The organism is Phaeobacter sp. S60 (assembly GCF_000826845.1).
In the GTDB taxonomy this organism is placed as follows: domain Bacteria; phylum Pseudomonadota; class Alphaproteobacteria; order Rhodobacterales; family Rhodobacteraceae; genus Phaeobacter; species Phaeobacter piscinae.
Genome location: NZ_JSWJ01000003.1, coordinates 417,430 through 436,902, shown reverse-complemented (window position 1 = coordinate 436,902; position 19,473 = coordinate 417,430). Strand labels below are relative to the sequence as shown.

At 58.0% G+C, this 19,473-nt stretch carries 21 protein-coding genes; 7 read left to right on the top strand and 14 right to left on the bottom strand.

Annotated features, from left to right (window positions below):
- The first annotated feature begins 2 nt into the window (after positions 1–2).
- Positions 3–692, top strand: coding sequence for a phosphate regulon transcriptional regulator PhoB (phoB, locus tag OO25_RS03600; protein WP_040178511.1), 690 nt, complete (start codon positions 3–5; stop codon positions 690–692).
- 63 nt (positions 693–755) lie between these two features.
- Here the strand turns inward: phoB and OO25_RS03595 are convergent, their stop codons facing one another.
- Complete coding sequence (locus OO25_RS03595; protein WP_040178510.1) at positions 756–1,667, bottom strand: LysR family transcriptional regulator; 912 nt, start codon at positions 1,665–1,667, stop codon at positions 756–758.
- Between the two features lie 102 nt (positions 1,668–1,769).
- Between OO25_RS03595 and OO25_RS03590 the strand changes: the two genes are divergently transcribed.
- Positions 1,770–2,990 (top strand): acyl-CoA dehydrogenase, encoded by a 1,221-nt coding sequence (locus OO25_RS03590; protein WP_040178508.1) that lies wholly within the window; start codon positions 1,770–1,772, stop codon positions 2,988–2,990.
- Between the two features lie 762 nt (positions 2,991–3,752).
- Positions 3,753–4,529, top strand: coding sequence for an SDR family oxidoreductase (locus OO25_RS03585; protein WP_040178506.1), 777 nt, complete (start codon positions 3,753–3,755; stop codon positions 4,527–4,529).
- 26 nt (positions 4,530–4,555) lie between these two features.
- On the opposite strand, the gene OO25_RS03580 is transcribed toward OO25_RS03585, so the two are convergent.
- From OO25_RS03580 to OO25_RS03555, 6 genes are all read right to left on the bottom strand, one after another.
- A complete protein-coding gene (locus OO25_RS03580) occupies positions 4,556–5,422 on the bottom strand; it encodes an acyl-CoA thioesterase II (RefSeq protein WP_040178504.1) in 867 nt (288 codons plus the stop codon).
- 81 nt (positions 5,423–5,503) lie between these two features.
- Positions 5,504–6,715: a serine hydrolase gene (locus tag OO25_RS03575; protein WP_040178503.1), complete on the bottom strand. Its 1,212-nt coding sequence runs from the start codon at positions 6,713–6,715 to the stop codon at positions 5,504–5,506.
- Between the two features lie 30 nt (positions 6,716–6,745).
- Entirely contained in the window at positions 6,746–7,498 is a 753-nt protein-coding gene (locus OO25_RS03570) for an enoyl-CoA hydratase/isomerase family protein (RefSeq protein WP_040178502.1), read from the bottom strand.
- Positions 7,499–7,639: 141 nt separating this feature from the next.
- Positions 7,640–8,434, bottom strand: a complete 795-nt coding sequence (locus tag OO25_RS03565; RefSeq protein ID WP_040178500.1) for an IclR family transcriptional regulator — start codon at positions 8,432–8,434, stop codon at positions 7,640–7,642.
- Positions 8,435–8,458: 24 nt separating this feature from the next.
- Positions 8,459–9,535 carry a phosphotransferase family protein gene (locus tag OO25_RS03560; protein ID WP_040178499.1) on the bottom strand — a complete coding sequence of 359 codons (1,077 nt, stop codon included), beginning with the start codon at positions 9,533–9,535 and terminating at the stop codon, positions 8,459–8,461.
- Positions 9,535–10,521, bottom strand: coding sequence for a nitronate monooxygenase family protein (locus OO25_RS03555; RefSeq protein ID WP_040178734.1), 987 nt, complete (start codon positions 10,519–10,521; stop codon positions 9,535–9,537). Before OO25_RS03555 ends, OO25_RS03560 begins: the two co-directional genes overlap by 1 nt.
- Before the next feature lie 199 nt (positions 10,522–10,720).
- Here OO25_RS03555 and OO25_RS03550 point away from each other — a divergent pair, with 199 nt between their 5' ends.
- The 3 genes from OO25_RS03550 (at position 10,721) to OO25_RS03540 (ending at position 13,160) form a co-directional block, all read left to right on the top strand.
- Complete coding sequence (locus tag OO25_RS03550) at positions 10,721–11,722, top strand: NADPH:quinone oxidoreductase family protein (RefSeq protein WP_040178498.1); 1,002 nt, start codon at positions 10,721–10,723, stop codon at positions 11,720–11,722.
- 236 nt (positions 11,723–11,958) lie between these two features.
- Positions 11,959–12,408: a type II 3-dehydroquinate dehydratase gene (gene aroQ, locus OO25_RS03545; protein WP_040178733.1), complete on the top strand. Its 450-nt coding sequence runs from the start codon at positions 11,959–11,961 to the stop codon at positions 12,406–12,408.
- Positions 12,405–13,160, top strand: a complete 756-nt coding sequence (locus tag OO25_RS03540) for a LuxR family transcriptional regulator (RefSeq protein ID WP_040178497.1) — start codon at positions 12,405–12,407, stop codon at positions 13,158–13,160. Before aroQ ends, OO25_RS03540 begins: the two co-directional genes overlap by 4 nt.
- Positions 13,161–13,438: 278 nt before the next feature.
- Here OO25_RS03540 and OO25_RS23330 read toward each other — a convergent pair whose 3' ends face one another.
- From OO25_RS23330 to OO25_RS03515, 6 genes are all read right to left on the bottom strand, one after another.
- Positions 13,439–13,573 carry a hypothetical protein gene (locus OO25_RS23330; RefSeq protein WP_255352588.1) on the bottom strand — a complete coding sequence of 45 codons (135 nt, stop codon included), beginning with the start codon at positions 13,571–13,573 and terminating at the stop codon, positions 13,439–13,441.
- 40 nt (positions 13,574–13,613) lie between these two features.
- On the bottom strand, positions 13,614–14,489 hold the full coding sequence (gene tsf / locus OO25_RS03535) for a translation elongation factor Ts (RefSeq protein ID WP_040169102.1): 876 nt from the start codon (positions 14,487–14,489) through the stop codon (positions 13,614–13,616).
- A gap of 79 nt (positions 14,490–14,568) precedes the next feature.
- Positions 14,569–15,342: a 30S ribosomal protein S2 gene (gene rpsB / locus OO25_RS03530; protein ID WP_024097272.1), complete on the bottom strand. Its 774-nt coding sequence runs from the start codon at positions 15,340–15,342 to the stop codon at positions 14,569–14,571.
- Between the two features lie 185 nt (positions 15,343–15,527).
- A complete protein-coding gene (locus OO25_RS03525; protein ID WP_040178496.1) occupies positions 15,528–16,391 on the bottom strand; it encodes a 1-acyl-sn-glycerol-3-phosphate acyltransferase in 864 nt (287 codons plus the stop codon).
- A complete protein-coding gene (locus OO25_RS03520; protein ID WP_040178494.1) occupies positions 16,388–17,149 on the bottom strand; it encodes a GNAT family N-acetyltransferase in 762 nt (253 codons plus the stop codon). The genes OO25_RS03525 and OO25_RS03520 overlap by 4 nt, the downstream gene beginning before the upstream one ends.
- Positions 17,150–17,254: 105 nt before the next feature.
- Positions 17,255–17,440, bottom strand: coding sequence for a DUF3553 domain-containing protein (locus OO25_RS03515; RefSeq protein WP_014879994.1), 186 nt, complete (start codon positions 17,438–17,440; stop codon positions 17,255–17,257).
- A gap of 28 nt (positions 17,441–17,468) precedes the next feature.
- Here OO25_RS03515 and OO25_RS03510 point away from each other — a divergent pair, with 28 nt between their 5' ends.
- Positions 17,469–18,065 (top strand): histidine phosphotransferase family protein, encoded by a 597-nt coding sequence (locus tag OO25_RS03510; RefSeq protein ID WP_014874664.1) that lies wholly within the window; start codon positions 17,469–17,471, stop codon positions 18,063–18,065.
- 76 nt (positions 18,066–18,141) lie between these two features.
- On the opposite strand, the gene OO25_RS03505 is transcribed toward OO25_RS03510, so the two are convergent.
- Positions 18,142–19,407 (bottom strand): glutamate-5-semialdehyde dehydrogenase, encoded by a 1,266-nt coding sequence (locus OO25_RS03505; RefSeq protein ID WP_040178492.1) that lies wholly within the window; start codon positions 19,405–19,407, stop codon positions 18,142–18,144.
- Positions 19,408–19,473: the final 66 nt, after the last annotated feature.

Sequence of the window (19,473 nt, the reverse complement as noted above, 5' to 3'; positions counted from 1 at the left end):
GCATGGCTGCCGACCAACCCACCGTTCTGGTGGTCGAGGACGAATTGGCCCAACGCGAGGTGCTGTCCTATAATCTGGAGGCAGACGGCTTTCGCGTCCTGCGCGCCGAACACGGCGAGGAGGCGCTGCTGATCGTCGAAGAGGACATGCCGGATATCATCGTGCTGGACTGGATGTTGCCCAATTTGAGCGGGATTGAGGTTTGCCGCCGCCTGAAGACGCGCACCGAAACCCGCAATATCCCGATCATCATGCTCTCGGCCCGCTCCGAGGAAGTGGACAAGGTGCGCGGACTGGAAACCGGGGCGGATGACTATGTGGTCAAACCCTATTCCGTGATTGAGCTGATGGCCCGTGTGCGGACCCAGCTGCGCCGCGTGCGTCCCTCAACCGTTGGGGTGCGGCTGGAATTTGACGATATCGTGCTGGATGCCGAAACCCATAAGGTGAGCCGGGGCGAGGCGCCGTTGAAACTGGGGCCAACCGAATTTCGCCTGCTGTCGACCTTTATGGAGAAACCCGGCCGGGTCTGGAGCCGGGAGCAGCTGCTGGACCGCGTCTGGGGGCGGGACATCTATGTCGACACCAGAACCGTGGACGTCCACATCGGCCGTCTGCGCAAGGCGCTGACCCAACACGGCGGATCGGATCCTGTCCGGACAGTTCGCGGCGCAGGATATGCCTTAGGATAGACCGACATCACATTGATAAAGTTATGAAACCTTGTCGTCAGATGGGGTTTCACCACCCGAAAACTACCTTGGCAGCGGATCTTCAGGCTGCGCCTGACCCGCCAGCCAGCTGCGAAACTTGATCAGGGCAGGGTCCTTGGACCGGGCCTCGGGCCAGACCAGGTAATAGGCGCCCGGGCTTTCGGTAGCGGTGGCGTGAAGCGCCACAAGCCGCCCTGTCGCAAGGTCCTGCTCCACCAGATAATCCGGCATCAAAGCAACACCAAGCCCATGCAGCGCAGCCTGTGTAATGGTTGCGAATTGGTCATACATGGTGCCGGACAAACCGTCCTGCAACGCGATATCATGGCTCTCGAACCAGTGTTGCCAGGCCTGAGGGCGAGTCTGGATATGCAACAGGGGCAGGGCGGCGATATCACTCGGGGTACGGACCTCCCCCCCGGCCAGCAGGTCGGGCGCACAGACTGGCAGCATCTGTTCATGTTTCAGCAGCAGCGCCTGGGTTCCGGGCCAGTCCGCAGTCCCAAAATGTATCGCAGCATCAAAGCCTTCGCTGACGAAGTTGAACGGTTCCAGCCGCGTGGACATATTGATCGTCACATCCGGATGCCGCCGTGCAAATTCCGGTAGCCGCGGCATCAACCAGCGCATCCCAAAAGCGGGCAGGATCGCCAGATTAAGACTGCCAGCCAAGGGCGCTGCCTGTACACGCAGCGTCGACTGGGCGATCTGGTTCAGCGCCTGACGGATATCAGCAGCGTAGGTCTGCGCCTCCGGTGACAGCGTCAGCCGCTTCTGGTCTCGGCGCACCAGATCCACGCCCAATTGACGCTCCAGCGCCTGCAACTGACGGCTCACTGCACCCTGCGTCAGCGCCAACTCATCCGCCGCCGCCGAGGCGCTGCCCAAACGGTCCAGCGCTTCCAGCGCGCGCAGCGCCGCAATTGAAGGGAGGAAGCGTCTTGGGGTGGCCATGTATGAGCTTTTGTAATGTTTGCTTGTGGTTCTCTCGCTGTCCTTTGTCTTACCGCAAGGTTAAGGTCGGCGGCAAGTTGAGGATCAAAAAGGTGACGAAAAATGACCGATAAACCTGCATTGCGCGCCAAAGATGCCCCGGATCTGGGTCAGTTCAACTGGGATGATCCTCTGCGGCTGGACGACCAGTTGACTGAGGACGAGCGGATGATAGCGGCATCGGCGCGGTCTTATGCCCAGGAAAAACTACAACCGCGCGTTCTAAACGCTTACGAAAACGAAGAAACTGATCCTGAGATCTTTCGCGAAATGGGCGAGATGGGCCTCCTTGGAACGACCATCCCGGAACAATACGGCGGCCTCGGCGCAGGCTATGTCTCCTATGGGTTGGTTGCACGGGAAGTCGAGCGTGTCGACAGCGGCTACCGCTCAATGATGTCGGTGCAAAGTTCGCTCGTGATGTATCCCATTTACGCATATGGCAGCGAGGAGCAGCGCCAGAAATACCTGCCGAAACTCTCCTCCGGCGAATGGATCGGCTGTTTTGGCCTGACCGAACCCGATGCGGGATCCGACCCGGCCGGCATGAAAACCCGCGCGGAAAAGACCGAAGGCGGCTACCGGTTGACTGGCTCCAAAATGTGGATCTCCAACGCGCCGATCGCAGATGTGTTTGTCGTCTGGGCCAAATCCGAAGCGCATGGTGGTAAGATCCGCGGCTTTGTCCTGGAAAAAGGGATGAAGGGCCTGTCCGCACCAAAAATCGCCAATAAGGCGTCGCTACGCGCCTCCATCACCGGTGAAATCGTCATGGATGGCGTCGAGGTTGGCGACGACGCGCTGCTGCCCCATGTGGAAGGTTTGAAAGGCCCGTTCGGCTGCCTGAACCGCGCGCGCTATGGCATCAGCTGGGGCGCGATGGGCGCCGCAGAGGCTTGCTGGCACGCCGCCCGTCAATACGGGTTGGATCGCAAACAGTTCGGTCGCCCCTTGGCCAACACCCAGTTGTTCCAACTAAAACTGGCCAATATGCAGACCGAAATCACGCTTGGCCTGCAGGCCTCCTTGCGCGTGGGGCGTCTGATGGATGACGCCAATGCCGCGCCGGAGATGATTTCCATCGTCAAGCGCAACAACTGCGGCAAGGCGCTGGAGATCGCACGGAATGCCCGCGACATGCACGGCGGAAATGGCATCAGCCTGGAGTTCGGCGTCATCCGGCACATGGTCAATCTGGAAACAGTGAACACTTATGAGGGGACTCATGATGTTCACGCGCTGATCCTCGGGCGCGCACAGACGGGTCTGCAGGCCTTTTTCTAAGCGTAACCGACAGCTACAACTGATCAATAAAACCATTAAAAATCGCACCGTTGCCAGACAGCGGTGCGTTTTTTTGTTAAGATCGTAACCGAGGTGTAAACCGATGTAGAGGTTAACACTCCTGACGCGCCTCGCATTTGTACAAATCTGAATTGCAATTTTGCAAAACGTGGCCGTACCCACAGCGACGCAAGGAGAGGCAGGTGGATCAAGCGAGATTTTCTGCTCCCTTTGGCGAAAAATAGTTAAGGGGGTAAAGCCGAACCTTCGTGTATTCATTGGCGCGCAGAAGGCGAAACGAAGCGGCGGGGTTAATGCCCACATGATCCCACGCAACACCGGTAGTGGAATGACCGTTCCGTACAGAGAGTTCCGCAAAAGGCGCAAGATCACCGCTGAACCGTCCGCCAAACTGCGATTTTGCAAAAGAGCGCGAGCCATGTCCGATCAAATGGCCAGAATGACAGGTTAATCCTGCTGCACAGATGCACGCTATGGCAACTGAAGCCAACCAAGTCATGCGAATGCCCCAAAGCGCAGGTGAAATCCCGCAGGATCGCCGAGGTGTTTTTGCCAGACGCATCAACCTCAATAAATGAAAGGTAAATGCGCAAAAGAGCGTATTTCGTCTGGCCAATCTACACTACGCAAATTTACCTGTAATCAGTATTATGTGTAATTTATATGATGTAGCGTCACTGTTGCAGGTCTGGCCTGTAGACGAGACAGTATCACAGAACGACTTCATCAGTTGAGGCCAACATGGATCTGCACGGCAAAACAATTGTCATCACCGGTGCGGCAACAGGTATCGGGCGTGCGTTGGCGATCGCAATGGCTGGGTGTAATCCCAAGCATATCATCTGCGCGGATTTGGACGGACTGGGTGCGCAGTGCACTGCGGATAAAATCGGTGGTCGTGCCTATACCCTGGACGTAGGATCGGACTACGCCATCGCTGAGATGATTGATGTGATCGAGCATGAAATCGCGCCGATTGATGTGTTCTGTTCCAATGCCGGGATCCTTCGGATCGGTGGACTTGAAACCCCGCTCACTGACTGGCAGCAAAGCTGGGATATCAACGTGATGGCCCATGTGTCAGCCGCGCGGCATCTGGTGCCGCGGATGATCAATCGCGGTGGCGGGTATTTTCTCAATATTGCCTCGGCGGCAGGATTGTTGAACCAGATTGGTGCTGCGAGTTATGGGGTGAGCAAACACGCCGCCGTCGGGTTTTCTGAGTGGCTTGCAATCACCCATGGCGATCAAGGGATCGGCGTCTCCGTGGCCTGTCCGCAAGCGGTGAAAACCGCTATGACCAAGGGTATGGAGCACAGCGCCGCGGCGGTGGACGGGATGATCTCAGCCGAGGATGTTGCGAGAAGTTGCATCGAGGCTATTGAAAAAAATCGATTTCTTGTCCTGCCCCATGCGAAGGTCGAAGGGTATATTCAGGCCAAGGCCGCAGACTATGACCGCTGGATCACTGGCATGCAGAGGCTGCGCGACAAATTCGACCTTCCAACAGTTGACTGAATAATTTCAGGGCTTTCGGTACCATTTCACGACTTGGAGATCGGGCGCATCAGCCCTTCCTGTGCAACACTGGCCACCAGTTGGCCGTCCTGCGTGAAGATCGAGCCACGGTTGAATCCGCGACCGCCACCGGCAAATGGTGAGTCCATCGTGTAAAGATGCCAGTTGTCAAATTGCACCGGGGCGTGGAACCACATCGCATGATCAAGGCTGGCCGTCATGGCCTGACCTTTTACAAAACTCAGACCGTGCGGCCGCAGCGCTGACCCCAATAACCCGTAGTCGGAGACATAGGCCATCAGCACATGCTGCAGCTGTGGCGTGGCCCCTTTTGCCGCCTTCATTCTAATCCACATATGATTGATATCACTACATTTGTCCGGATTGACCGGATCGCGTGGCTCAACATCGCGGATCTCAAACGGACGCTCTCTTGTGAATTCGACGCGTAAACGGCTGTCCAGTTTCGGGGCAAGCTGACGCAGGAGAACATCGCGGGACACCAATGCGTCTGGCGCCTTCACCTCGGGGATCTCATGTTGATGCTGCCACCCCGGTTCCTCAATGTGGAAGGACGCCGCCAAATTGAGGATTTGTTTGCCGTTTTGCAAAGCTGTCACACGTCGGGTTGTGAAGCTACCACCATCGCGCGCAGGATCAACCGCGTATATCACTGGTTTTGACGGATCACCGGGGCGGATGAAATAGGCATGCAGCGAATGGCACAGCCTGTCCTCAACAGTGGAATAAGCCGCCATCAAAGCCTGCGCGATCACTTGGCCGCCGTAGATCCGCGTCGGTGTTTCGCCGCCGGACCCAATACCGCGATAGAGATTGCGATCAAGCTCTTCCAAATCAAGTAAATTGAGCAAAATCTCAGCTGCATCAGGCATCTATCTGTTCCTGTTAATGTGACATCAGGCGGGCCGCTGCGGTCAACCGCCCTGCCCTGATGGTCTGGCTGGACAGCAGCCTTAACGCGTTACGGCGCCATGGACCAGCGCCTTCAGCTCCGCCCGCGACGAATAAGAGCTGGACGGTGCGAGCTGCGTAAAAAAGACAACACTCAAATCCAGGATCGGATCAACCCAGAAGAAGGTCGAGGCCATCCCCCCCCAGCTGAAATCGCCAACGGATCCCGGACATCTCGCCCTGGCCGGATCCAGCACAACCGCACCGCCAAGGCCAAACCCCATCCCGTCCATCGGTTGCTCCGCAAAACTATGCGGTCCCATGGACGCAATGTCACCGGGCAGATGGTTTTGACACATGAAATCAACGGTCTGCGGGCTGATCAGATGGTCCTTACCCAATGACCCCCGCAGCCGGATCAGCTCGGCAAAACGCATATAATCGTCGATCGTACTCAGAAGACCGCCGCCGCCCGAGTGCATCTCGGCGGTGTCGAAGGGGGTGTCGTCGTATGAATCAATCAGACGCAGGCTGTCAGCCCCCTGTTGCGCGTCATTCAGCGCCATCGCGTCGCCGCTCAGCGGAGAATAGAGCGATGCCAAGAGGTTACCGGTTACTTCCAGACTGCGAAAACCGGTTCGGTCCATGCCGAGTGGATCAAAGATTTCCCGCTTCAGCATGGCGCCAAGGCTCTCTCCGGTCACGACCTCAATCACTCGGCCGATCACGTCGATCCCAACGGAGTATTCCCACCGCTGGCCGGGTTCAAAGGCCAACGGCAGTGCCGCCAGCTCCTCCACCCGCGCCGCAAGGGCACCCTGGCTGGGTTTGAACATCAAATCGGTTTTTGACATTTCTTCAGGCAGGACGCCGGGATTAAACGGGTAGCTCAACCCACTGGTATGAGTCAGCAGCTCATGCAGGGTTGGCGGCCGACAGGGTTTGGTCTGCGCAATCTCGGTTGCACCATCAATAAGACAGCGCATCTCTTTGAATTCAGGAAGAAAGTCAGAAACAGGCATATCCAGGTGGATCAGGCCGCGTTCCAGCAGCAGCATCAGCGCGAGCGAGGTCACCGGCTTGGTCATTGAGTAGATGCGCGTCACGGTATCACGGGTGAACGGCAGCTCCTCTGCAATGTTTCGCTGGCCCGCAGCGTGGAAATAGTGCTCTTCACCATTGCGATTGATCAGCAGCGAACTGCCGGCATATTTGCGTTGATCCACATAGCGGTGTTGCCATGTCCTGATGTGCTCAAGGCGCGCAGCGTCCATGGGGGCTCCTGTTGTCGGTGATCTGGCGGTTTAGCCGATGATTTTGCTCATCGCCGGGACGGTCTCTTCGGTGAACCAGGGCTGGTCCTCAGCCTCTGCGTCCATTGCGGACCTGATCTTTGCAATTGTTTCGCCGCGCAGCTGCTGTTTGATCGCGGCATAGGTTCCGGGTGGCAGCTCTGCCAGTGCGCGCGCTTCTTTCAGCGCATAGCCAAGCAGATCCTCCGCATCATCCGCAATGATATCCACGATGTTAAAGTTCCGCGCAGCGATGGGACCGATGGTTTGCCCGGTCATCATCAGCCGCCGCTGGATATTCGGGTTCAGCGTCGCGCGGGCGATCTCCAACGGCGCAATGGGGAAATCAACTCCGGCCTGCACCTCTGCTAGACCAAACTTGGATTTCACCTGGGCCACCCGCACATCACTGCAAAGGATAAAGAACAGCCCACCAGCAATTGCCGCGCCGTTCACGGCGGCGACAACCGGCTTCGGGCAGGCGTAGAGCGCTAGAAAGGCCTCGTTCAGCCCCCGCACCGCGGCGCGCTGACCGGCCAGATCCAAGTCCCGCGCCACCTTCAGGTCGAGGCCTGCGGAAAACACTTTGAAGGCGCTGGTCAGCAGCAGCGCCCGAACAGTAGGATCTTCGCCGATCTCATTGATAACATCCGCGAAATCCATGAGGAACTCTGGCGATAGCGCATTGACCGGTGCGCGCGCCAGTTTGATTTCGACAACCCCGTCGCCATGTGCGTGCCGGATCAGCCAATCGCTCTCAGTCATTTCTGGGTCTTCCCTTAGACGCTGACACAGCTGCCAGCCGTTTCGATTATCATGCGCAGTTTGTTCAGCAAGGTCGAGTATTTTGACCTACGTAGAACCACGCATGACACCTATCATCGCAGCTTTGGCAAAGCGTTACCGCTACGGTCGCATGCTCAGGGTTTCTGCAGCAGACATCAGCTGATCCGCATAGACCGTCTCCAGCACATCCGGGCTTACATGAAAGGACGGGCCACCAACGTTCAGCCCATAGACGCGCATCCCGTTCAGCGACACCACCGGAACCGCGATCCCGTTCACATCCGGCCGCCAATCTCCGTAGCCGGTGCAAAAGCCACGGGCAGCATATTCGTCCTGCGCCCGGCCCAGACTGTCCTGGCGTGAGAGCCTGCCATCTGGTTCAAGCGCGTCCGCAATCCGCAGGCTTTCGGCCCGTTGATCCGGTGACATACCGGCAAGGATCGCGCGGCCCACGGCGGAGTAAAACAGCGGCAACCGCATCCCGACATGCGCCGCCAACGAGACATCTTCGCGAGAGCGATGCACTGCAATGTAGATGACATCCGCATGATGTGCCTCACCCAAGGCACTGGTGATATATGAGTTTTCGCCATTTCGCAGATCCCTGAGGATCTGCGACGCACGGTCGCTGATATCCATCCCGGCCAAGACACCATAGCCCAGACGCAACACCCCTGCCCCCAAACGGTAATTGCCGGACTGCCCGTTCTGAACCAGATACCCAAGCTGGCACAGCGTATAGGTTAGCCGCGAAACGGTTGGTTTCGGCAGCCCCGTGCGTTCAGCCAGATCGGTGTTGGTCAGCTCCAGCTCATTGCGGCGAAACGCGCGCAACACATCGAGGCCCCGCGCCAGGGCGGTGACAAAATTTCGATCTTTTTCGCCATCCGCTGTGGCCGTTTTGTCGCTGTCCATCTCCGGTCCCGTCTCAGATGCGCTTCAATCAAATTTCCGGGACAAGGCCGCCAGCCCGGCGCGCGCGAAGTCTGGCACAAACGCACCAAGGCGTGCCGCATGTTCGGGGTTTGAGGCGTTGCCATCAAGCCCTCTTTTGCGCACCCCTTGAAGGATTGCCGCCATCCGGAAGAAGCTGAAAGAGAGGTAATAGCCGAAATTTTCAACTCCCGGCAAATTTCTGCGTTGGCAATAGCTTGCGATAAATTCTTGATCCGATGGAAGACCAAGATCGCGCCGGTTGACACCGGCCAACCCACGCCCTTCACGCCCGGGTGGCATCTGCCACTGCATGATGACACCGGCAAGGTCTGCATAGGGGTGGCCAATGGTCGACAGCTCCCAATCCAGAACCGCCCGGCAGTTTGTCCCGTCGGCTGCATAGATCATATTGTCGATGCGGTAGTCGCCATGTACCAACCCGCGCTGAGCGTCATCAGCGGGCATCTGTGCGCCCAATGCCGCGATCAACTCGTCCATCTCTGCGATGGTTTCAACCTCGCTGGAGCGGTATTGCTTGCTCCAGCGACCGTGCTGACGCTCAAAATAGTTGCCCTCAGGCCCATAATCAGCCAGCCCGACGGTGGCGACATCCACATCGTGCAGCGCCGCCAGAACACGGCTCATCTCATCCATCACCGCAGCGCGATCACTCACGGGAAGACCGGGCAAAGTCGGATCTGAGAAGTTTCTCCCAACCACATGTTCCATAACAAAAAAAGATGATCCAATCACGGCATCCTCCTCACAGAGATGATGCATCTTCGCGACCGGAACCCCGGTGTTCCGCAGCGCCATCTGCACGCGAAACTCGCGCTCCACCGCATGGGCAGATTTCAGCAAAACACCCGGCGGTTTGCGTCGCAGAACATAGGCGCCCGCCTCAGTCTGTAGCAGATAAGTCGGGTTGGACTGGCCATTCTGGAATTTCCGGGCGCTGATTTCCGTGTCGAACCCGGGCAGACGCCCTTGCATGTACCGCTGCACAGCTCCGAGATTGAGCGCAAGGGGATCCTCGATACCGCTGTCATCAGGGGTTCCGGGTGATGTCTGCGATGCCATCAGTGCGCCCCAGCCGATGTGAACTCAGCCGCCATCCGTCGCCCGGCAGCGTCATAATCGGCGGCAATCTCATCCACCAGCGCACCCGCTGGGCGGACATCCCTGATGGCGCCAATGCCCTGACCGGAACCCCAGATCTCCTTCCAGGCCTTGGGTTTGGAAGACCCGCCAGCGAAATTCATCGCGCTTGCATCCGCGCTCTCCAGATTGTCAGGATCAAGTCCTGCGTTCTGGATTGACCCACGCAGGTAGTTTCCATAAACCCCTGTAAACAATGATGAATAGACAATGTCATCCGCAGCGCTATCGACAATCATCTGCTTGTAACCCTGCTGTGCATTCGCCTCTTCCGTAGCGATAAACGGGGAGCCCACATATCCGAAATCGGCCCCCAACGCCCGCGCAGCAAGCAGCGACGGACCATTGGCAATCGCGCCTGACAGCGCAAGTGGCCCCTTAAACCAGCTGCGAATTTCGCTGATCAGTGCAAGCGGAGATTGCTGACCCGCATGGCCACCTGCCCCGGCGGCGACCGCGATCAGACCATCGGCACCTTTCTCAATCGCCTTCCGAGCAAAACGGTTGTTGATCACATCATGCAGCACAATGCCGCCGCAACCATGGGCCGCCTCATTCACCTCGGGCCGCGCCCCAAGTGACGTGATCCAAAGCGGCACCTTCCAGCGGTGACAAATCTCAAGATCGCGCTCCAACCGCGTATTGGAGCGATGCACGATCTGGTTTACCGCAAACGGTGCCGCAGGAAGATCCGGATTGTCTTGGTTGTGCCTGTCCAATTCCTCGGTGATCTGCTGCAGCCAGACCTCCAGCAGCGGTGGCTCGCCCTCGGCCTCACGCGCATTCAGTGCGGGAAAGGACCCCACGATGCCGGCCTTGCATTGCGCAATGACCAGCTCTGGCACCGATATGATAAACAGCGGCGCACCGATCATCGGCAAGCGCAGTCTCTGCAGGGCATCAGGCATAGGCTGCCCACCCAATGTGAGGCGAGTTTCCTTCATTTCCAATCCTTTATCCAGCATATTTCACGCCGCTTTCCGGCCAGAAAACAGATCTATCGCAGAGCAGAATTGCATTTCGCAATTTCATTGACAACGTAAGATCCACACAGAAGACTTGACGTCACAACGGGCCCGCTTGGGCATCATGACAGGACACTCAGCCATGCACGCCATGCTCTCAACCGCTCCGGGCGGCCCCGAAACCCTGCAGTGGAGCGCGCAGGACTGCCCCCAACCCGGGGCCCAGGAGGTGTTGGTCAAAATCCATGCCGCCAGCGTGAACTACCCAGATACGCTGATGATCCAGGATCTGTATCAGATCAAACCGCCCCGACCCTTTGCGCCCGGCGGAGAGATCGCGGGAGAAATCATCGCCCTTGGTCCTGAGGTTCAGGGCCACAAGATCGGAGATCGGGTTCTGGCGCTGACAGGCTATGGCGGCTTTGCCACCCATATCGCGATCCCAGCCGCCAGTGCGATCCGGATCCCGGATCAAATGTCCGATCTGGATGCCGCCGGGTTTGTCTTCACCTATGGCACATCGCATCATGCCCTGAAGGAGCGCGCCACTCTACAATCGGGCGAAACCGTGCTGGTCCTCGGCGCCGCCGGTGGTGTTGGATCTGCTGCGGTAGAGCTGGCCAAAGCAGCGGGCGCGCGCGTTATTGCTGCCGTGTCCTCCGCCGAAAAAGCCGCGTTCTGCCAGGAGATCGGTGCGGATGCCACGGTGATCTACGGCCATGCGCCCGACAAGGAAGATCAGATCAGCTTTGGTAAAAATATCAAAGCCCTGGCAGGGAAAGCGGGTGTCGATGTGGTCTATGATGCGGTGGGTGGTTCCTATGCGGAGCCTGCGCTGCGCGCCATGGGCTGGCAGGGCCGTTATCTCGTTGTCGGCTTTGCCGCAGGCATCCCGAAAATCCCGATGAACCTGCCCCTGCTGAAAGGCTGCCAGATCGTTGGTGTCTTTTGGGGTGCTGCCGTGCAACGCAACCCAGCGCAGCACCTGCGTAATGTGGAGGAGCTGTTTGAGCTCTATCGCAGCGGCAAGATCCGGCCCCGTGTGCATGCGGCCTACCCGATGAGCGACGCGGCAACCGCGCTGACGGAGATGCAAAACCGGGGCGTGCTGGGAAAGATCATCCTGACAAATACACCTGAGTGAAACAGCCGTACCCGCACAACGTTAGCGTTAGCTGGCTTGCATATCATCCTGAAAGATATATCAATATGAGCCAACTACAGGACGCTGACCGCCAATCGTGGAGTTGAATGTCTCCGGCCGGCACATCGCTCCGGAGCATTCCCAAAACGCTGATGACCAGCCTGTCAGTTCCTGTCACAGCAGTTAAACTGACAGCCCGCGCAGCCAGGGCATCATAAGAACAAGTGGATACCAACATGCACACCATCCTGGTTTTGAACGGACCCAATCTCAACCTGCTTGGCACCCGTCAACCGGAGGTCTATGGCCGCGAGACGCTCGCCATAGTCGAACAGCGTTGTGTCGAACACGGGCAGTCCATCGGCCTCTCCGTGAGCTGCGAGCAGTCGAACCACGAGGGGGCTTTGCTTGATGCGTTGCACAGTGCGCGGGGCGTTTATGGCGGCGTGATCCTCAATGCAGGCGCCTATACACATACCTCCATCGCGTTGATGGATGCGATCTTCTCGATTGAGCTGCCCGTGGTTGAGGTTCACCTCTCAAACATCCATGCACGTGAGGATTTTCGCCACCGCTCCTATCTCGCGCGGGCAGCACTGGGGCAGATCTGCGGCTTTGGCACACAGGGGTATATCATGGCACTGGACGCGCTACGCGCCCATCTGGACAAAGACGCCGCGGGATGAAACTTCGGGCCTATCTCAACTTTCTGTGCGGCGCACGGACGCTTGAGGAGCTGTGGCTGGAACACGTCAAACAGATGCAAGCCTTTGGGTTTGATCGGTTGATCTACGGCTATACGCGCCACAAGACCAAGACATCCCTTGGCGATCCGGAGGATTTCGTCATCCTCTCCAACCATTGCGCGGAGTATGTGCAGGGGTTTGTCAATTCCGGCCTCTATTTCGACGCCCCTATGCTGCAATGGGCGTTGAATAACGAGGGGGCCGGCAGCTGGCGGATGGTGCAGCAACAGCTGGAGCAGCAAACACTGACACCGCAAGCCCAGAAAGTGATCGATTTCAACACGGCCATGGGCGTCCGGGCTGGTTACACGGTCAGTTTCTATTCAACCTCCCAACGCTTCAAAGGGGCGATTTCACTGGCGGCTGAGGAAAGCCTGAGCCAGGATGACATCGACGAGATGTGGGCAAAGGACGGGCACGACATCATATTGATGAACAATGTCGCGCATTTGAAAATCCTGACCATGCCCTATGATCCCCCAAACCGCAGCCTGACAAAACGTCAGCGCGAGGCATTACAGTGGGTTGGCGACGGCAAAACCACCCAAGACATTGCGTTGCTGATGGGGTTGACGCCTGCAACCGTCGAAAAACACCTACGTCTTGCACGTGAGGCCCTCGCCGTTGAGACAACAGCCCATGCGGTTCTAAAGGCTGCCCTGCACAACCAGATGTACGTTATGGAAAATTGATAAAATCATAAAATATACATTCCAAAGGTTGTTTAACGTATATTCCGAAAATCTATTAACCCATTCTTCAGAATTGGGTATGGAATTCATTACTTCCAGAAGGCGCGAATTACAGGCACACTTACAATGTTCCGTGAGTGGGGCTTTGGCCTGGGACGGCGCAGGGCATGACCCTTGGGATTTCAAGGCTCTCTAACCTGTCCGGTCGCTGCGTGTATTGTTCCGCGCCAGCGCCGGGATATTCAGAGGGGCTCTGCAACACCAGCAGCGCCCCTCAACTATTTTTCATCCAAGATATCTATCAGAACGGTACAGGTTGATTTATTGGCCTGCGCAGTCTTTTCAGGTTGCCCCAAACCAACGAAGAAGCTGCGCTTCGCCAAAAGAAAAGGCCAATGAAGCAACAGCTTCATTGGCCCTTCCATTATTCACAAGAGCAAAGCTCGGACAGGATTAGCCCTGTGCGGCCTTGGCAACCTCAGCAGCGAAGTCTTCTTTTTCGACTTCGATGCCTTCGCCCACTTCCAGACGAACAAAACCAGTGATGGTCGCGCCTGCTTCCTTGGCCGCTTCTTCAACGGTCAGGTCAGGGTTCACAACAAACTGCTGGTTCAGCAGGGTTGCTTCGGCGACGAATTTCTTCATCCGGCCGACGATCATCTTCTCGATCACCTGCTCCGGCTTGCCGGATTCGCGGGCGATGTCCATCTGGACCTGCTTTTCTTTCTCAACAACCGAGGCGTCCAGCTCAGCTTCGCTCAGCGCGGCAGGGTTCACAGCGGCGATGTGCATCGCTACCTGTTTGCCAATTGCTTCGTCACCACCGTTCATGGCAACCAGAACACCGATCTTGCCCATGCCAGCAGTCGCAGCGTTGTGCACGTAGGACACAACGGTGTCACCTTCGAGCGACGCCATCCGGCGGACGTTCATGTTCTCGCCAATGGTGGCGATTTTGTCGGTCAGCGTGTCAGCAACGGTCTTGCCGCCCATGTCAGCCGCCAGCAGCGCGTCAACGTCAGCAACGTTCAGAGCTGTCTTGGCGATGCCGGAGACCATTTCCTGGAATTCAGCGTTTTTGCCAACAAAGTCGGTTTCCGAGTTCACTTCGACAGCAACACCTTTGTTGCCTTCAACGACCACGGCGACCAGGCCTTCGGCAGCGGTACGGCCGGATTTCTTGGCCGCTTTGGCCAGACCCTTGGTGCGCAGCCAGTCAACGGCGGCTTCCATGTCGCCATTGGTTTCGGTCAACGCCTTCTTGGCGTCCATCATGCCTGCGCCGGTGCTGTCGCGCAGTTCCTTAACCATGGATGCAGTAATTGCCATCTTAGGCTCTCCTCAATTCAAAAACAGATTTGGGGCAGGTGATACCCTGCCCCTCATGTCAGTTCCGTGACGGGACGGATCAGGCTTCGGCAGCAGCTTCTTCAGCAACGGCTTCTTCAACCGGTGCGTCTTCCAGTGCGCCAAGATCAACGCCTGCTGCACCCAGCTGAGCGGACATGCCGTCCAGAGCTGCGCGCGCAACCAGATCGCAGTAGAGCGCAATTGCGCGGGCTGCGTCATCGTTGCCGGGGATGATGTAATCGACGCCATCGGGCGAGCAGTTGGTGTCGACGATGGCCACAACCGGGATGCCCAGTTTGTTGGCTTCGGCGATGGCCAGAGCTTCTTTTTTCACGTCGATGACGAACAGCAGATCAGGAACGCCGCCCATTTCGCGAATACCGCCGAGGGACGCTTCCAGTTTCAGCTGGTCACGCTCCATGCCCAGACGCTCTTTCTTGGTCAGGCCTTCGGCGCCGGACGCCATTTTCTCGTCGATTTCCTTCAGACGGTTGATCGACTGGGAAACGGTTTTCCAGTTGGTCAGCGTGCCGCCGAGCCAGCGGTGGTTCATGAAGTACTGAGCGGATTTCTCAGCAGCATCTGCGATCGGCTGAGCCGCCTGACGCTTGGTGCCGACGAACAGCACGCGGCCGCCTTTTGCGACGGTGTCACGCACAGCATTCAGAGCTGCGTCGAGCATGGGAACGGTCTGGGTCAGGTCCAGAATGTGGATGCCATTGCGCGAGCCGTAGATGAACGGCGACATACGCGGGTTCCAGCGCTGGGTTTGGTGACCAAAGTGTACGCCTGCCTCAAGCAGCTGACGCATGGAGAACTCGGGAAGAGCCATGTATATTTTCCTTTTCCGGTTTCGTGCCTCGGCGGGGGTCTCAGAGCGGATGCTCCAACCGGCGGTCTGCCGGGGATGTCTCCCCCGGTCAGGCCAATCCCCACCTGCGGATTGAATGGCGCGCGTATATGCCAGCCCCGTGGAATGCGCAAGAGCAAAAGTCTGACCGCTCTCCCCTCCACCGCTTAGGTGGTAGGGGTAACCTGTCCGTTTGCGAGCACGCCACCTGACCGCAGCATAGTATGTCCCGCCCTGACCCGCGCCTCGCAGGCGGCGGCCAATGCTTTGCGATCGGAATAGTCGGACACCCGAAGCGGATCATGATAGTGCAGTACAACCTCGCCCTGACGCCGCGCCGCAAGGGTTTTCAACAGATGCGGGCCAAAGTCCATATCTCCCCACCAACCGTAGAAACGTGGCTCTTCACCTTCGGGCGGAAGAAACACGACGGACACCGGTTGGATCGAAATATGATCGCGCAGTTCTGGGTGGAAAAACGCCGCAAAAAGCGTGGTTTTGAACGGCAAGACCCGCAAACCGTCCGTCGATGTCCCCTCCGGGAAGAACAACAGCTTATGCCCCAGAAGCAGACGTTTTTGAAACAAGGCCGTCTGTTTTTGCGCCTCCCTTACATCCCGCTTGATAAAAACGGTGCCGGTTGCGCGCGCCAGCCAGCCGATACCAGGCCAGCCAGCGACCTCTGCCTTGGAGACGAAATAGATCCGTTTGCGCGCATTAAGGGCAAAAATATCCAGCCACGAGGTGTGGTTCGCCACCACCGCACCGCGGTTTGTCATCAAGGCGCCCTTGGTGCGAAACCTCATACCAAGGACGCGGAATGCATTGCGGCAAACCCATTGCGTGATGAAGGGGGTGACCGGCCGATTCAAGCCGCAGAGCGGACGTTCAACCAGGCGAACCAGCAGCAGGATCAGCAACCCGCCAAAAACCAACACTCCCAGCAGTAATCCACGAAGGGCAACCCGCATCCAGCCCGTGCCGCTGATCTCTATCGGAGCTGCGGCGTCACCGCCCTCCCAGGTGCTCATGTGGTGCTCCGCCCTGCGCCGTAGATCCGTTTTTGCCGCGCATTCATCCGCGCGGTGTCAAGTACGAGGCAGACATCCGTTGTGTTGAACGCATGATCAACAAACGCACCATCTCCGACGCAGCCCCCCAGGCGCAGATAGGCCTTGATCAGGGCTGGGGTGTCCAGCATCGCCTGACGGCGGTCCAAATCATCTACTGCGATCAACTCCATCGACTGATACTCACGCGCGACGGGGCGCAGCGCCTCAGGTGCCAGATGATTGTGGTAGAGCATCGACAGCGCATTGGCCAGCGGCGCGGTATCGGTCCCGTGAAAGCTGGCAACGCCAAACAGGATTTCAACCTCATGTTCCGCCACATAGTCTGCCAAAGCGGACCACAGATGGAACATGGCGGTGCCACCGCGGTAATCCGGATGCAGGCAGGATCGCCCCAGTTCCAACAGCTTACGACCCGATGCTGTCAGTTTGGAGAGATCATATTCGCCCTCGGAATAGAATTGCCCCGCGCGCAGGGCCTGATCGCTCCGCAGCAGACGATAAACACCCACCACCGCATTGCGCTCCAGATCCCAGAGCAATAGATGGTCACAAAACGCATCGAAATGATCCCGCTCCAAACCGGCATCATGGTCCACCAAAGCCCCACCACCGCCCAGTTCGCTGACAAAGACGTCGTACCGAAGCGCCTGCGCCGCGCGTAAATCCGCTGATGTCTGTGCCAGTTTGACCTGAAACGCAGGGGAACTGTCGCCCATGACCTTGCTCAACAATGGTTTGCCTTGCGTGCAGCTAGCCTATAAGGCACGGCATGTGCAAGTTTCGTTCAAATTGGTGAACAGGCGTTAACCGTTCATCAACGCTTATGACGGATCAAAGACTGGAATAAGGGCCACCTGAGCGCCGTTGAACACCACCTTACCCTGATCGGGGAAATTCACGGTGATCTTGCCGGCAGCGTTGGACTGAACCTGCCCGGTGCCCCACTCGGGGTGGTCGGGATGGGTCACGAACATGCCAGGGGCAAGTATAGCGTTCAGGTCGTTCATGTGTGAGGGCCCACTTCGGAGGAAAGATATGTCAGTAGATAACGCTAATCTCGCGGCTTTGATAGGGTCGCGCATTTGCCACGACCTGATCAGCCCGATCGGCGCGATCAACAACGGGCTGGAACTGCTTGGAATGTCTGGAGATATGTCCGGTCCCGAGCTGGAGTTGATCTCCGACAGCGTGGCCAATGCCAATGCCCGTATCCGGTTCTTTCGGATTGCTTTTGGCGCGGCCAGCGATCAGCAGATTAGCCGGGCCGAAGTGGTCTCCGTTCTCGAAGATATCGGCAAAGGGGGCCGGTTGAAATATCAATGGGCCCCGCAGGAGGCCTCCAGCCGGACTGAGGTACGGCTTGCCTTCCTCGCGGCGCTGTGCCTGGAAACCGGCCTGCCCTATGGCGGCACGGTCAAGATCCTCTGTGCCGACGGGAAATGGACCGTCATCGGTGAGGGCAGCAAGCTGAATATTGATGATGATCTCTGGGCGCGCGTTAGCGGCGGCACCTCCTCGGCAACCGTGACACCCGCGCTGGTTCAGTTCGCGATGCTGCCCGAGGCGGCAAAAGATTTGGGCCGCACCGTCCGCGTGGAACAGACGCTGGAACGCGTCACGGTCCATTTTTAAGCTGGATTGAATCTCGGATATAATGAAAGCGCTGCAATCACTTGCAGCGCTTTTCTAATGTCAGACTGGTCCGCAATTAGCTGCGTACGGCACCATGGCCACGCACCAGATATTTGAAGCTGGTCAACTGCGCCGCCCCGACAGGCCCACGTGCGTGCATCTTGCCCGTCGCAATGCCGATCTCCGCTCCCATACCAAATTCACCACCATCGGCAAACTGGGTTGAGGCATTGTGCATCAGGATCGCGCTATCCAGCTCAGCGAAGAACTGCGCCACAGCACCATCGTTTTCGGTGATGATGCAATCGGTGTGCTGCGAATGATGGGCACGGATATGGGCAATCGCGGCGTCGATATCATCGACCTGCTTAGCCGCGATAATCGCATCCAGATATTCGCAGCCCCAGTCCGCGCTTGTGGCGGCTGTCATGCCATCCGGCCCCGGCAGACCAGCCTCAGCCCGGATTTCCACCCCTGCTGTCGCCAGCGCCGTCAGCACATCCCGGCCGATTGTCTCGGCAATATCACGGTGGATTAGCAGACATTCTGCCGCGCCACAGATGCCCGTCCTGCGGGTTTTGGCGTTCAGAACGATCTCCACCGCCTTTTGCGGATCTGCATCCTTGTCGAGGTAGATGTGCACGATCCCCTCCAAATGTGCAAAGACCGGCACCCGCGCCTCGCGCTGGACCAGCCCCACCAACCCCTTACCGCCACGCGGAACAATCACATCAACCGTATCGGTCATCGTGAGCAGTTCCTGCACAGCCGCACGATCGCGCGTCGGCACCAGCTGAACAGCGTCCTCAGGCAGGTTGGCGGCACGCAGACCCGCAGCCAAACAGCCATGAATGGCCTGACTGGAATGAAAACTCTCCGACCCGCCCCGCAGGATCACCGCATTGCCGGATTTGAGGCACAGCGCACCGGCATCCGCAGTCACATTCGGGCGGCTTTCGTAGATCACGCCGATCACCCCAAGTGGAGTGCGCACCCGCTGAATGTCCAACCCAGAGGGCTGAGACCATTCCGCCAACACCTCTCCCACGGGGTCGGGTTGTGCGGCAACCGCGCGCAGCCCAGCAACGATCCCCGAAATCCGGTCCTCATCCAGCGACAGCCGGTCCATCATGGCGGGCGATAGCCCTTTACTGCGACCGAAATCAAGATCCTTGGCATTGGCGGAGAGGATCTCCGCACGAGTGTCCCAAACTGCATCCGCAGCCGCATTCAGCGCCGCCGTTTTGCGTTCAGCGGTGGCTGTCGCCAGTTTTGCGGCGGCCTGCTTTGCGCGTTTGCCAATATCGGCCATCAGCGCAGCAATATCTTGCGTCTCATTCATTCGTTGAAACCCTTTGTAGACCCTCTTTGACACATCTCGCGGTCAGGCCGGGTCAGCCCTAACATG

Bases quoted from the DNA above. Each gene is read 5' to 3' on its own strand.
- phoB (WP_040178511.1), top strand. From the start codon at position 3: ATGGCTGCCGACCAACCCACCGTTCTGGTGGTCGAGGACGAATTGGCC.
- OO25_RS03595 (WP_040178510.1), bottom strand. From the start codon at position 1,667: ATGGCCACCCCAAGACGCTTCCTCCCTTCAATTGCGGCGCTGCGCGCG.
- OO25_RS03590 (WP_040178508.1), top strand. From the start codon at position 1,770: ATGACCGATAAACCTGCATTGCGCGCCAAAGATGCCCCGGATCTGGGT.
- OO25_RS03585 (WP_040178506.1), top strand. From the start codon at position 3,753: ATGGATCTGCACGGCAAAACAATTGTCATCACCGGTGCGGCAACAGGT.
- OO25_RS03580 (WP_040178504.1), bottom strand. From the start codon at position 5,422: ATGCCTGATGCAGCTGAGATTTTGCTCAATTTACTTGATTTGGAAGAG.
- OO25_RS03575 (WP_040178503.1), bottom strand. From the start codon at position 6,715: ATGGACGCTGCGCGCCTTGAGCACATCAGGACATGGCAACACCGCTAT.
- OO25_RS03570 (WP_040178502.1), bottom strand. From the start codon at position 7,498: ATGACTGAGAGCGATTGGCTGATCCGGCACGCACATGGCGACGGGGTT.
- OO25_RS03565 (WP_040178500.1), bottom strand. From the start codon at position 8,434: ATGGACAGCGACAAAACGGCCACAGCGGATGGCGAAAAAGATCGAAAT.
- OO25_RS03560 (WP_040178499.1), bottom strand. From the start codon at position 9,535: ATGGCATCGCAGACATCACCCGGAACCCCTGATGACAGCGGTATCGAG.
- OO25_RS03555 (WP_040178734.1), bottom strand. From the start codon at position 10,521: ATGCCTGATGCCCTGCAGAGACTGCGCTTGCCGATGATCGGTGCGCCG.
- OO25_RS03550 (WP_040178498.1), top strand. From the start codon at position 10,721: ATGCACGCCATGCTCTCAACCGCTCCGGGCGGCCCCGAAACCCTGCAG.
- aroQ (WP_040178733.1), top strand. From the start codon at position 11,959: ATGCACACCATCCTGGTTTTGAACGGACCCAATCTCAACCTGCTTGGC.
- OO25_RS03540 (WP_040178497.1), top strand. From the start codon at position 12,405: ATGAAACTTCGGGCCTATCTCAACTTTCTGTGCGGCGCACGGACGCTT.
- OO25_RS23330 (WP_255352588.1), bottom strand. From the start codon at position 13,573: ATGAAGCTGTTGCTTCATTGGCCTTTTCTTTTGGCGAAGCGCAGCTTC.
- tsf (WP_040169102.1), bottom strand. From the start codon at position 14,489: ATGGCAATTACTGCATCCATGGTTAAGGAACTGCGCGACAGCACCGGC.
- rpsB (WP_024097272.1), bottom strand. From the start codon at position 15,342: ATGGCTCTTCCCGAGTTCTCCATGCGTCAGCTGCTTGAGGCAGGCGTA.
- OO25_RS03525 (WP_040178496.1), bottom strand. From the start codon at position 16,391: ATGAGCACCTGGGAGGGCGGTGACGCCGCAGCTCCGATAGAGATCAGC.
- OO25_RS03520 (WP_040178494.1), bottom strand. From the start codon at position 17,149: ATGGGCGACAGTTCCCCTGCGTTTCAGGTCAAACTGGCACAGACATCA.
- OO25_RS03515 (WP_014879994.1), bottom strand. From the start codon at position 17,440: ATGAACGACCTGAACGCTATACTTGCCCCTGGCATGTTCGTGACCCAT.
- OO25_RS03510 (WP_014874664.1), top strand. From the start codon at position 17,469: ATGTCAGTAGATAACGCTAATCTCGCGGCTTTGATAGGGTCGCGCATT.
- OO25_RS03505 (WP_040178492.1), bottom strand. From the start codon at position 19,407: ATGAATGAGACGCAAGATATTGCTGCGCTGATGGCCGATATTGGCAAA.